General features: G+C 58.7%; 10 protein-coding genes. 7 read left to right on the plus strand and 3 right to left on the minus strand.

Translation table 11 applies throughout. The features are described from left to right. Positions 1 to 372: 372 nt before the first annotated feature. Positions 373 to 720, minus strand: coding sequence for a multidrug transporter (locus BM395_RS17450; protein WP_069902314.1), 348 nt, complete (start codon positions 718 to 720; stop codon positions 373 to 375). Positions 721 to 894: 174 nt separating this feature from the next. After that, the gene (gene mutM, locus BM395_RS17455) at positions 895 to 1,707 is read right to left on the minus strand and encodes a bifunctional DNA-formamidopyrimidine glycosylase/DNA-(apurinic or apyrimidinic site) lyase (protein WP_090514226.1); all 813 of its coding nucleotides are present in this window, start codon (positions 1,705 to 1,707) and stop codon (positions 895 to 897) included. 258 nt (positions 1,708 to 1,965) lie between these two features. Here mutM and BM395_RS17460 point away from each other — a divergent pair, with 258 nt between their 5' ends. The 7 genes from BM395_RS17460 to BM395_RS17490 all read left to right on the plus strand — a co-directional run bounded on the left by BM395_RS17460 (position 1,966) and on the right by BM395_RS17490 (position 11,692). Continuing rightward, positions 1,966 to 3,162 carry a class I SAM-dependent rRNA methyltransferase gene (locus tag BM395_RS17460; protein WP_090514230.1) on the plus strand — a complete coding sequence of 399 codons (1,197 nt, stop codon included), beginning with the start codon at positions 1,966 to 1,968 and terminating at the stop codon, positions 3,160 to 3,162. A gap of 365 nt (positions 3,163 to 3,527) precedes the next feature. Further along, a complete protein-coding gene (locus BM395_RS17465) occupies positions 3,528 to 4,646 on the plus strand; it encodes an ABC transporter ATP-binding protein (RefSeq protein ID WP_090514233.1) in 1,119 nt (372 codons plus the stop codon). Positions 4,647 to 4,725: 79 nt separating this feature from the next. Next, positions 4,726 to 5,799 (plus strand): ABC transporter substrate-binding protein, encoded by a 1,074-nt coding sequence (locus BM395_RS17470; protein WP_090514236.1) that lies wholly within the window; start codon positions 4,726 to 4,728, stop codon positions 5,797 to 5,799. Positions 5,800 to 5,899: 100 nt separating this feature from the next. Further along, a complete protein-coding gene (locus BM395_RS17475; RefSeq protein WP_090514240.1) occupies positions 5,900 to 7,132 on the plus strand; it encodes an ABC transporter permease in 1,233 nt (410 codons plus the stop codon). A 3-nt stretch (positions 7,133 to 7,135) separates the two neighbouring features. Further along, positions 7,136 to 7,987 (plus strand): ABC transporter permease, encoded by an 852-nt coding sequence (locus tag BM395_RS17480; protein ID WP_090514242.1) that lies wholly within the window; start codon positions 7,136 to 7,138, stop codon positions 7,985 to 7,987. A 311-nt stretch (positions 7,988 to 8,298) separates the two neighbouring features. Continuing rightward, the gene (gene ilvD, locus BM395_RS17485) at positions 8,299 to 10,146 is read left to right on the plus strand and encodes a dihydroxy-acid dehydratase (protein WP_069902307.1); all 1,848 of its coding nucleotides are present in this window, start codon (positions 8,299 to 8,301) and stop codon (positions 10,144 to 10,146) included. A 163-nt stretch (positions 10,147 to 10,309) separates the two neighbouring features. Further along, the gene (locus BM395_RS17490; protein WP_090514246.1) at positions 10,310 to 11,692 is read left to right on the plus strand and encodes a nucleobase:cation symporter-2 family protein; all 1,383 of its coding nucleotides are present in this window, start codon (positions 10,310 to 10,312) and stop codon (positions 11,690 to 11,692) included. Between the two features lie 578 nt (positions 11,693 to 12,270). On the opposite strand, the gene BM395_RS17495 is transcribed toward BM395_RS17490, so the two are convergent. Further along, positions 12,271 to 12,786: a dihydrofolate reductase gene (locus tag BM395_RS17495; RefSeq protein ID WP_090514249.1), complete on the minus strand. Its 516-nt coding sequence runs from the start codon at positions 12,784 to 12,786 to the stop codon at positions 12,271 to 12,273. Between the last annotated feature and the right edge of the window lie 166 nt (positions 12,787 to 12,952).

Genomic DNA, 12,952 nt, shown 5'->3' on the forward strand with positions numbered 1-12,952 from the left:
GAGGATGGATTAGCCGCCGCGCGGCGTAATCCGTCATGGCGTTGCATTAGGGGAACACACAAACCGGAACATGAAAAAATCTGCCATCGATCAAAAGCAGACCGCGCACAGCAGGCCAACCGCCATGTCGGAAGCCGCGATGCGGATTCCAACCTCCGTATAAACCGCGTTAGTCGAGGGGGATGGGTTCGCCATATAAACCGCGTGGGGCGCGGAGGATGGATTAGCCGCCACGCGGCGTAATCCGTCATGGAGGAAACCACGACGCGCATTTCATCCGCGAGCAGAAAGCCGTGAACATCGGCCTAAATGCAATCCAACAAAAAACCCACAGCGCATAGCGCGGTGGGTTTTTGTGCAGCCGACTGAGACTTAGTCGTTATCGTAACCCTTGTAACCAACTGTCGTGCAGCCCAGGCAACGCTGGAATGCAGCCTGACCTGGCTCTTGAATCAACGACTGAGCCGCCTCATCAATATTACCGCCCAGCGCACTAAACGGCAGAGTCACAACAAACACAGCTGCACCAACCACTGTTGCCGCAATCAGCAACGGACGAGCGATCAACAGATCGCCGATCATCGAATAACCTTTAGGCGCATTGGCGGTGTAGATCGGATCGCCACTGGCATTTTGCTGTTCCATTTCGGCCATCACCGGCATAGCCAGCATGCTTGCGATAAGGGCGAAAATAACAGCAGTTGAACGAAACAATTTCATGTGACGATCCTTCAGAGATGCGGGTCTGTTGCCTTAACTATAACAGCGCTGAGTGAATTGTCAGCGTGACAGACTTCAATCCCAGCGCAAATCATGACTGGCATCTGGCTATTAAGGCGCTACCAGCCCATTTAAAGGCCAAAAAGCGGAGCGCAACTGCTGAGCGCGAGCCCTTCAGCGCTGGCAACGCGGGCAGTAAACACTCGCACGCTGGCCCAGTTTGATTTCGCGCAAAGTACTGCCACAGACCTTGCAGAACTCGCCGCCGCGACCATAAGCAAACAACTCCTGCTGGAAATAGCCAGGCTTGCCGTCGCCGCCAATAAAGTCGCGCAATGTGGTGCCGCCGCGCTCGATTGCATGGGCAAGGATGCGTTTAATCTCGATCGCGAGTTTGATGTAGCGCGCCTTGGAAATTGTCCCAGCCTCGCGCCGGGGATCAATTCCGGCGGCGAACAACGCCTCGGTTGCGTAAATATTGCCGACGCCGACCACCACTGCGTTATCCATGATGAACGGCTTGACCGCCATCGAGCGCCCACGAGACATCTCGTACAGGCGCTCGCCCGCAAACGTCTCGGTCAATGGTTCCGGGCCCAGCTTGCTGAGCAACACATGCTCATGCGGCGTATTGCTCCAGAGCAGTGCGCCAAAACGCCGAGGGTCGGTGTACCGCAGCGCCATGCCCGATTCCAGCTCAATGTCGACATGCTCATGCTTGGCCGCCGGAGTCCCGCAGGGCACCATCCGCAGGTTGCCAGACATGCCCAGATGGCTGATCAGGCTGCCGGTTTCGAGCTTGATCAACAGGTACTTGGCGCGTCGCTCAACGCTCTCGATACGCTGCCCGGACACGACAATATCGAGGTCGTCGGGAATCGGCCAACGCAGTCGGCGGTCGCGCACAATCACACGGCTGATGCGCTGCCCTTCAAGGTGCGGAGCAATCCCGCGGCGGGTGGTTTCGACTTCAGGTAATTCGGGCATAGCACGCCAATCCGGTTAACAACTCAGCAGCGAATATTCACACTATCAGCCGCTGAAAACCATCCTTGGCGGACGCCGGACAGGATGCGGGCAATGCCGCAAACGACCATCCGTCCGGACAGCGCCTGAGCTTGACCACAATAATTCAGCCCTTTGCGCCTGTTTTTCGGCCTCTGCGGTCATGTTCAGGGCCTCCCGGAACGGGTCAAGTCGTTGCCCACTGCGCTATAATCTCGCTCTTTTTCTGGAGAATCCCCAATGTCCCTGCCCAGCCTGCGCCTGAAAGCCAATGCCGACCGACGCCTGCGCGCCGGCCACCTTTGGGTTTACAGCAACGAGATCGATGTCGCCGCCACGCCGCTGAACGGTTTTTCCAGTGGTGATCAGGCCATTCTGGAAGCCGCCGGTGGCAAGCCGCTGGGGATTGTCGCGCTGAGCCCGAACAACCTCATCTGCGCTCGTTTGCTGTCGCGTGACGTCAAGCATGTGCTGGATAAATCACTGCTGGTTCACCGCATCAATGTGGCCGCGAGCCTGCGTGACCGCCTGTTCGACAAGCCATGCTATCGCCTGATTTACGGTGACTCCGACCTGTTGCCGGGCCTGGTTGTAGACCGTTTCTTCGACATTCTGGTCGTGCAACTGGCCTCCGCCACCATGGAGCGCCACAAGGACGACGTGATCGCTGCGTTGGTTCAGGTGCTCAAACCTACTGGCATCCTGTTCAAGAACGATTCGGCTGCACGCGACGCCGAAGGCCTTGAGCGCTATGTCGACACCGTATTCGGCGTTGTGCCGGAGTGGGTCGCACTGGAAGAGAACGGCGTGAAGTTTGAAGCGCCCGTGATCGAAGGCCAGAAAACCGGCTGGTTCTACGACCACCGCATGAACCGCGCCCGTCTTGCACCTTATGTAAAAGGCAAGCGCGTACTCGACCTGTTCAGCTACATCGGCGGCTGGGGCGTGCAAGCGGCGGCTTTTGGCGCGAGCGAAGTCATGTGCGTGGACGCCTCGGCTTTCGCCCTCGACGGTGTTGAGCGCAACGCCACCCTTAACGGTCTGGCGGAAAAACTGGTATGCGTTGAAGGCGATGCCTTTGCCGCGCTGAAGGAATTGAAATCCGGTGAAGAGCGTTTCGATGTGGTAATCGTTGATCCGCCGGCATTCATCAAGCGCAAAAAAGACATGAAGAACGGTGAAGCCGCTTACCGTCGCCTTAACGAGCAAGCCATGCGCCTGCTCAACAAAGACGGCATTTTGGTCAGCGCTTCATGCTCCATGCACCTGCCGGAAGATGACCTGCAAAATATTCTGCTGACCAGCGCCCGCCACCTCGACCGCAACATCCAGTTGCTTGAGCGCGGCGCGCAAGGCCCGGATCATCCGGTGCATCCAGCGATTGCCGAAACGCGCTACATCAAGAGCCTGACCTGCCGCCTGCTGCCAAACAGCTAAGGCGCATCCCGCCTCACGGTTGTAGCTCTGAACAGGGGCTACAACCGCATTACATCCCCCCGCCTGCACCTGCGTTTCATGCACCAGCATTGAGCATTAACGACACTTTCCTCCCCCGTTAATGGCCCAAACTGTTACCTGTTTCTACATACATACTGGCGTTATGCCTCGTGCCGACTAGCCTTAACGGTAACGCAGCGCTCAAGACCGTTTACGCATTTGGCTTGGCGTAGTAATTGCACTGATCTAATTAATAACAGCAGATCGCAGGTCAGATGTCAGACCGCTTTGCGCTACTGCTGACGCCAATGTCAGGTCTTGGCCACAAGCCGGGATTTGCTTTTGCTTCAATGCTAGGGAGATGTATGGCTGATCCGGTTGGGGACAAACCGTTCCTGCAATTCACCAACGTTAAAAAGACCTATGACCACAAGTCGCTGGTGGTCAAAGACTTCAACCTAGATGTAGCCAAGGGCGAATTCATTACCCTGCTTGGCCCTTCCGGCTCGGGCAAGACCACCTGCCTGATGATGCTCGCCGGTTTCGAAGATGTAACCAGTGGCGAAATTCTCATCAACGGCCGCTCGGTCACCAGCATCGCACCGTATCAGCGCAACATCGGCATGGTGTTCCAGCAGTACGCCCTGTTCCCGCACATGACGCTGCGCGAAAACCTTGCCTACCCGCTCAAGGTGCGCAAGATGGCCAAGGACGAAATCAACGCCAAGGTCGATGAATACCTCACGCTGGTTGAACTGCAGGCCTTTGGCAACCGGCATCCGGGACAACTCTCCGGCGGTCAGCGCCAGCGTGTCGCACTGGCCCGCGCGCTGATATTTGCCCCCGACATTGTGCTGATGGACGAGCCGCTCGGCGCACTCGACAAAAAGCTTCGCGAGCAAATGCAGTTCGAGATTAAACGTCTGCACGACCAACTCGGCTTCACCGTCATCTACGTCACCCACGACCAGACCGAAGCGCTGACCATGTCGGACCGGATTGCCGTATTCAACAACGGCATCGTCCAGCAATGCGCCGCGCCGCACGTGCTCTATGAACGCCCGGCGAATCTGTTCGTGGCCGACTTCATCGGCGAGAGCAACAAGATCATGGGCACCATTGCCCAGGTCGGTGACGAGACCGTTACCGTGCGCCTGGCAGATGGGGCCGAGGTCAGCAGCCTCAAAGCCAACTGCACCGAGATTGGCGCGCCGACGACAATCTCGGTACGCCCGGAAAAGCTCACCTTTACCGACCGTCTTGGCGGTGCCTGTAATCAGATCAAGGCGCGTTTTGTGGCTCGCCACTATGTCGGTGAATACATTCGCTACCAGTTCGAAACCGCCGACGGTTCGGAGCTGGTGGTAAAGAACCTGAACGACAGTTCAGCCCCGCAATTCAGCGCCCAAGAAGAAGTCGCTCTGGCCTGGCTTGCGCAAGACAGTCAGGCGCTGGACCGGCCTGCACCGCAGAAAACCACTTGAGTTGAACAAGCAACCCGGTAATTCCTGACGCAGTATTTTCATGGATTACACACATAAAAATAGGCAATGGAGCACTGCAATGGCTAGATCACTGAGCACCAGCATATCCACTTTCGCCCTGACGGCGGCCTTGGGCCTGGCGTCGGTTGGCGCGCACGCCGAAGACAGTTTGACCGTAGTGTCTTGGGGCGGTGCATATGGCGCAGCTCAAAAGCTGCACATGATTGATCCGTTCCAGAAAGATACCGGCACCAAAGTGCTGTTCGAGGATTACTCGGGCGGCGTGGCTGAAATGAAGGCGCAGGTTGAGTCCGGCAATATCCAGTGGGATGTCGTCGACGTCGAAGTAATCGACCTTGAGCGCGCCTGCTCCGAAGGCCTGCTGGAAACGATCCCGCGTGACATTCTGCCCGCAGGCGTAGACGGCACCCCAGCCGAGCAAGACTTCATCCCGGATGCACTGTCGAGCGAGTGCGCGATCGGCAACATCGTCTGGTCCGTGGTGTATGCCTACAACGAAAAAACCATCGGCGACACCAAGGCTGCTGGCATTGGCGACTTCTTCGACACGGCCAAGATCCCGGGCAAACGCGCCATGCGCAAACGTCCGCAAGTGAACATGGAATGGGCACTGCTGGCTGACGGCGTAGCACCGAAAGAAGTCTACGAAGTGCTGGCCACGCCAGAAGGTCAGGAACGCGCCTTCAAGAAACTCGACACCATTAAGAAAGACATCGTCTGGTTCGACTCCTGGTCGCAGGCTCCGCAGTTGCTTAACGATGGCGGCGCAGTTCTGGTGCAGTCGGCTAACGGTCGCTTCTACGACTCGATCCGTAAAGAAGGCAAGCCATTCGTGATCGTCTGGGACGGCCACGTTTATGACCTCGACGCCTGGGCTGTGCTGAAAGGCTCACCGAAGAAAGATCTGGCCTTCAAATTCATCGCCTACGCCACTCAGTCCAAGCCATTGGCTGGCATGAGCGATGTTGCCTACGGCCCGACCCGCAAGTCTTCTGCACCGATGATGGACCCGGCAGCAGCACCGCACTTGCCAACTGCGCACCTCGACGCGGGCATCCGCGCAGGCTCGGAGTTCTGGGCGGACTACGGCGAGTCGCTGGGTGAAAAATTCAACGAATGGCTGCTCAAGTAACAGCCTGACCTGCAATCAGCCGGGCGCATTCCCCGGCTGATTGCAGCACCCGCCACTGTAACGACTCAACCGCCTTGCACCGTGTTTTGGAAGCCGCTAAATGTCATCGTTATCCACCACCGAAGCCCGACAGGCCGCTAGCGCTCAGCGCAAGAAACGCATCACTGCGTTTATGTTCGTTGTGCCGCTGCTGGTGTTTATCCTGCTGACGTTTGTCGCGCCCATCGCCAGCATGCTCTGGCGCAGTGTGCATCACCCGACTGTCGCCGAACTGATTCCCGAAACCCTCGCGGCACTGGAAAACTGGGATGGCAAAGCCACTCCCGATCAGCAAACCCTGCAAATTTTTGCCGTTGAACTCAACGGGCTGGCCAAAGAGCGCCTGTCCGGCAAGCTAGCCGAAGAGTTCAACCGCGCGTATACCGGTATGTCCAGCGTGGTTAAGTCCACCGCGCGCAAGGTCGGCAAGCTCAAGGGCGACGACCTGACAACCAAGGGTGCGGCCACCGTGCTGGCCGCCAACCCCAAGTGGCAACGCACCGACCTCTGGTATGCGGTTAAACGTGCTGGCGCCGAATACACCTCCGACTATTACCTCACCGCGCTGGACCTTGAACTGAATCCCGAGAAAGGCATTCAGGTGCGTGAAGAGACGCAGATCTACCTGCAGCTCTACAGCAAGACGCTGACCATGGCGCTGGTGATTACCCTGCTCTGCGCCGCGCTCGGCTATCCTCTGTCGTATTACCTTGCCGGCCTCTCCGAGAACCGCGCCAACCTGCTTCTGGTGCTGGTGTTGCTGCCGTTCTGGACTTCATTGTTGGTACGCACCACCGCGTGGATTGCACTGCTGCAAACCAACGGCGTGATCAACTCGTTCCTGATGGGCGTCGGCTTGACCAACGAGCCATTCGAGATGCTCTACACCTCGTTTGCCACAGTGGTGGCGATGACCCACATTCTGCTGCCGTTCATGATTCTGCCGCTGTACAGCGTGATGCGCGGCATCGACCCCAGCTATATGCGCGCCGCGATGTCGCTGGGTGACAAGCCGATTCCGGCGTTTGCGAAAATCTACTTCCCGATGACCTTGCCCGGCCTCAGCGCTGGCGCCTTGCTGGTGTTCATCATCTCGGTGGGTTACTACATCACCCCGGCGCTGGTCGGCGGCACCGACGGCCAGATGATCAGCAACATCATCGCCTTCCACATGCAGCGCTCGAACAACTGGGAACTGGCCGCCGCACTGGGCTCGTTGCTGCTCGCGCTGATTCTGTTGCTCTACTGGCTGTACGACCGTTTCGTCGGCGCCAGCAATATCAAGTTGGGTTAAACAATGGCCAAGGCTCCCGCGTATTTTGGTTTTTGGTATCGCCTCGGCACATGGCTGCTGAAGAGCACCTCGTGGTTGGTGCTGTTCTTTCTCATCATGCCGATTCTGGTGATTATTCCGCTGTCGTTTAACGTCGAGCCGTTCTTCAGCTTCACCAAAGGCATGCTCACATTTCAGCCAGAAGCCTATTCAATGCGCTGGTACAGCGCGATTTTCAGTGATCCAAAGTGGGTGCTGGCAATCAAGAACAGCTTCTTCATCGGCATCTGCGCCACCGTTATCGCCACAGCATTAGGCACCTGCGCAGCCGTGGGACTGGCGCGTGATGACATGCCGGCGCGGCGCTTGATTACCGCGTTGCTGTTATCGCCAATGATCGTTCCGCTGATCATCACCGCCGCTGGCATGTTCTTCTTCTATTCAGATCTGGGCCTGGCCGGTAACTACCTCGGGGTGATTCTGGCTCACGCCGCCCTCGGCACACCGTTCGTGATCATCACCGTCACCGCCACGCTGGCAGGCTTTGACTACTCGCTGGTACGCGCCGGCCTTAACCTCGGAGCACGGCCGGTACGGGTGTTCTGGGACATCATCATGCCGCTGATTCGCCCCGGTGTTATTTCCGGCGCACTGTTCGCCTTTATCACCTCGTTCGATGAAGTGGTGGTGATTCTGTTCATGGCCGGGCCGCAACAGCGCACCATTCCACGGCAGATGTTCTCGGGGCTGCGCGAGCAGATCAATCCGAGCATTCTGGCGATCGCGACGCTGCTGATCATTCTCTCGATCATCATGCTGGTGACCATTGAACTGCTGCGCCGCCGCTCCGCGCGCTTGCGCGGAGTCGAGGCCTGATCAAGCGAGCCGTGCACCGTCAAAGCAATTTTGCCGGTGCGCAGCCGCCCGTAAGTCGCCACAACCCTTTCGCCCAACCGCCTGCTGGGATTAGAATCTGAGGTCTCCTGCCACACCTCGGCGGAGCTGGTCGTCACGCGCTCACCCTGCGCCACCCACGACCTCAGACCAACACCGGAAATTTCCGTTTGCTTTGGGCCTGAACCCGGCTCACCCTACGTATATGAGGGCGCTTGTAAAAACCACTGCGTTACCCGCAACAGTTGTTTTTACAGGCTCCCGCCAACCGATATTTGCTGCAGGAACCCGTCATGCCTGATTACCGCTCGAAAACCTCCACCCACGGCCGCAACATGGCTGGCGCCCGTGCCCTTTGGCGTGCCACTGGCATGAAGGACGAGGATTTCAAGAAGCCAATTATTGCCATCGCCAACTCGTTCACCCAGTTCGTGCCCGGCCACGTGCATCTCAAAGACATGGGCCAACTGGTCGCCCGCGAGATCGAAAAAGCCGGCGGCGTGGCGAAAGAATTCAACACCATCGCCGTCGATGACGGCATCGCCATGGGCCACGACGGCATGCTGTATTCGCTGCCGAGCCGCGAGATCATCGCCGACTCCGTGGAATACATGGTCAACGCTCACTGCGCCGACGCCATCGTGTGCATCTCCAACTGCGACAAGATCACCCCCGGCATGTTGATGGCTGCCTTGCGCCTGAACATCCCGGTGGTATTTGTTTCTGGCGGCCCAATGGAGGCCGGTAAAACCAAGCTGGCCAGCCATGGTCTCGACTTGGTCGATGCAATGGTCATCGCCGCTGACGAAAGCGCATCGGATGAAAAAGTCGCCGAATACGAGCGCAGCGCCTGCCCGACTTGCGGCAGTTGCTCGGGCATGTTCACCGCCAACTCTATGAACTGCCTGATGGAAGCGCTGGGTCTGGCCTTGCCGGGCAACGGCTCGACGCTGGCCACCCACGCCGACCGCGAACAACTGTTCCTGCGCGCTGGCCGCCTGGCTGTTGAGCTATGCCAGCGTTACTACGCAGAGAACGACGCCTCGGTACTGCCGCGCAACATCGCCAACTTCAAGGCGTTCGAGAACGCCATGAGTCTGGACATCGCCATGGGCGGTTCGACCAACACCATTCTGCACCTGCTGGCAGCGGCGCAAGAAGGCGAAGTGGCCTTCGACCTGCGCGACATCGATCGCCTGTCCCGCAAGATTCCGCAGCTGTGCAAAGTGGCGCCGAACATCCAGAAGTACCACATGGAAGACGTTCACCGTGCAGGCGGGATCTTCTCGATCCTCGGTTCGCTGGCCCGTGGCGGCTTGCTGCACACCGACGTATCGACCATCCACAGCCCGAGCATGGCTGAGGCGATTGCCGAGTGGGACATCACCCAGACTCAGGACGAAGCCGTACACACCTTCTTCCGCGCCGGCCCTGCCGGTATTCCGACGCAGACTGCATTCAGCCAGTCGACACGCTGGGACACCGTCGATGACGACCGTGAAAACGGCTGCATCCGCAGCGTTGAACACGCCTACTCGCAAGAAGGCGGCCTGGCCGTGCTTTACGGCAACATCGCCCTCGACGGCTGCGTGGTCAAAACCGCAGGCGTAGACGAGTCGATCCACGTGTTTGAAGGCAGCGCCAAGATTTTCGAAAGCCAGGACAGCGCCGTCAGGGGCATCCTCAATGACGAAATCAAAGAAGGCGATATCGTCATCATCCGCTACGAAGGCCCGAAAGGCGGCCCTGGTATGCAGGAAATGCTCTACCCAACCAGCTACCTGAAATCCAAAGGTCTGGGTAAAGCCTGCGCCTTGCTCACCGACGGTCGCTTCTCCGGCGGCACCTCCGGCCTATCAATCGGCCACGCCTCGCCAGAGGCCGCTGCTGGCGGCGCCATTGGTCTGGTGCAGGAAGGCGACAAGATCCTCATCGATATCCACAAGCGCAGCATCAACTTGCTGATCAGCGATGAAGAACTGGCTGCACGCCGTGTCGAGCAAGACAAAAAAGGCTGGAAGCCAGTCGAGCATCGCCCACGCAAGGTGACCACCGCGCTCAAGGCCTATGCCCTGCTCGCCACCAGCGCCGACAAAGGTGCGGTACGCGACAAGGCATTGCTGGAAAAACTGGTGCCGTAACAGCCCGCCGTAAACGGACTCCGTCCTCCAGTTAGCTGGAGGACGGAACATCCAGCTTGCCGGGTTTCCCTTCAAGGCGATCCCCTGCCTGACCTCCAGTCAGTGAAACATCGTCCGATCCCTGCCAGTTCTGTAGAATCGCCGCTTTTTTGCGGACGACAGCATGACTTCTCTGGCGAATCCCCCCTCTTCTGAATCGACTCAGAGCGAGTTGGTCTACGGCCCTGATGCCAAGCCCAAACCCTTCATTGCCCTGGTTGCCGCACTCCAGCATCTGCTCGCGATCATTGTGCCTATCGTCACACCGGGCCTGTTGATCTGTCAGGCGCTGGGCGTCTCTGCCCGTGACACCAACCTGATCGTGTCGATGTCGCTGGTGATTTCCGGTATCGCCACCTTCGTTCAGTGCAAGCGCTTCGGCCCGTTCGGCGCCGGCTTGTTGATTGTGCAGGGCACCAGCTTCAACTTCGTCGGCCCGCTGATTGCCGGCGGCGCCTTGATGGTCAAGCAAGGCACACCGGTGGAAGCTGTGATGGCGGCGATTTTCGGCGTGGTCATTGCCGGCTCGTTTGTCGAGATGGGCGTGTCGCGCATCCTGCCGTTTGTGAAGCGCCTGATCACCCCGCTGGTCACCGGCATTGTGGTGCTGATGATCGGCCTGACGCTGATCAAAGTCGGCCTTATCAGCATGGGCGGTGGCTTCACGGCGATGGGCAATGGCACCTTCGCCAATGCCGAAAACCTGATGCTCTCCGGCACGGTGTTGGCGATCATCGTCGTGCTCAACCGCATCCCCGTGGTGTGGATGCGCAGTTGCGCAATTGTTATCGCCCTCGCCGTGGGTTACCTGATGGCCGCTTATTTGGGCCGCCTCGACTTCACCGGCATGCACCAGGCTGCCGTATTCCAGGTGCCGGTGCCGCTGCACTTCGGCCTTGGTTTCTCTTGGGCGCTGTTTATTCCAATGTTGGTGATCTATCTGGTGACCTCACTGGAAGCCATTGGCGACATCACCGCCACCAGCAAAATCTCCGGCAAGCCGGTCGATGGCCCCGAGTGGATGCAACGCATCAAGGGCGGCGTCTTGGTCAATGGCGCCAACTCGTTGCTGGCTGGTGTGTTCAACACCTTCCCCAGCTCGGTATTCGCCCAGAACAACGGCGTGATTCAACTGACCGGCGTGGCCAGCCGCCACGTAGGCTTGTGGATCGCGGCCATGCTGGTATTGCTCGGCCTGTTCCCCAGCGTCGCCGGGGTTATTCAGGCAGTGCCCGAACCGGTTCTGGGCGGTGCCGCGCTGGTGATGTTTGGCGCCGTTGCGGCATCGGGCATCAATATTCTCGCGAGCATCCAGCTCGACCGCCGCGCGCTGCTGATCATCTCGGTATCACTGGCGCTGGGCCTCGGCGTATCGCAAGTGCCTGAGTTCTTGGCGCACATGCCAGCGGCCCTGCGCAACGTACTGGAATCCGGCGTTGCCACTGGCGGCATCAGCGCCTTGCTGCTCAACTGGTTTCTGCCCGAACAAAAACCGGAGGATGGGTAGCCCCAACGGGGCAATCCGTCAGGCGATGCAGGCCACACCGCACAATCCCCCGCAACGGATTATCACCGTCACCACCGCGCGAAAAATCAAACCCGCAAACGATTCGGCGTTGTATCCCGCAGACCGTCATGACGGATTAACCTGCGGTTTACCCATCCTCCGTTAAGAACACGCACCGGCATCACCACCCTCTCACGCGTAACGAGATCCGGAGGATGGATAGCCCCTGCGGGGCAATCCGTCAGGCGATAATGGCCACACCGCAAAATCCCCCGCAACGGATTTTCACCGTCCCCGCCGCGCGAAAAATCAAACCCGCAAACGATTCGGCGTTGTATCCCGCAGATCGCCATGACGGATTAACCTGCGGTTTATCCATCCTCCGTTGGAACACTCGCCGGCATCACCATGTTCTCACGCCGAACAACACCCGGAGGATGGATAGCCCCTTCGGGGCAATCCGTCGGGCGATGCAGGCCACACCGCAAAATCCCCCGCAACGGATTTTCACCGTCACCCCCCCGCGAAAAATCAACCCCACAAACAAGCTAGAGTCGTATCCGCTAGACCGCTGAAACTCAGGCGCGACGCAGCCAGGTTTCAAAGGTGTGCGCCGGCGTAGCTTCACCGGCCTCATGCGCATCACTCGACGCCAGTTGCCAGTCGGCCTGATCCACTTCCGGAAACCATGCATCGCCCTCGGGGCTAAGCTGCACGCGCGTCAGGTAGAGGCGATCGGCCTGCTTTAAGGCTTGCTCATACAACTGCGCACCGCCAATCAGCATCAGTTCATCGACGCCCTTCTCCCGCGCCCAGGCATCGGCCCGCACCAGCGCCTCATTTAGCGAGGCGAACACTTCCGCGCCCTCCAACTGCAAGCCGCTCTGGCGACTGATCACCAGATTAAGCCGGCCCGGCAATGGGCGACCCAGCGAGTCCCAGGTTTTACGGCCCATGATGATCGGCTTACCGAGCGTCATCGCCTTGAAGTGTTTAAGGTCTGCCGGCAAGTGCCATGGCAATTGATTGTCACGACCGATCACGCGGTTTTCCGCGAGTGCGGCGATCAGGCTGAGGGGGAGTAATTTATTCATCTGGCGAGCATATCAGAGGCATTAATAATCCGGCCATATTGCCCTGAAACGCGGGGTTGGCATGTGACTTTCGTGCGGGTCGGGGCGGTGAAAATCCATCGCGGGGAATTATGCGGCGCGGCCAATATCGCCCGACGGATTGCCCCGTAGGGGCTATCCATCCTCC

Source organism: Pseudomonas marincola, assembly GCF_900116605.1.
Taxonomy (GTDB): Bacteria; Pseudomonadota; Gammaproteobacteria; order Pseudomonadales; family Pseudomonadaceae; genus Aquipseudomonas; species Aquipseudomonas marincola.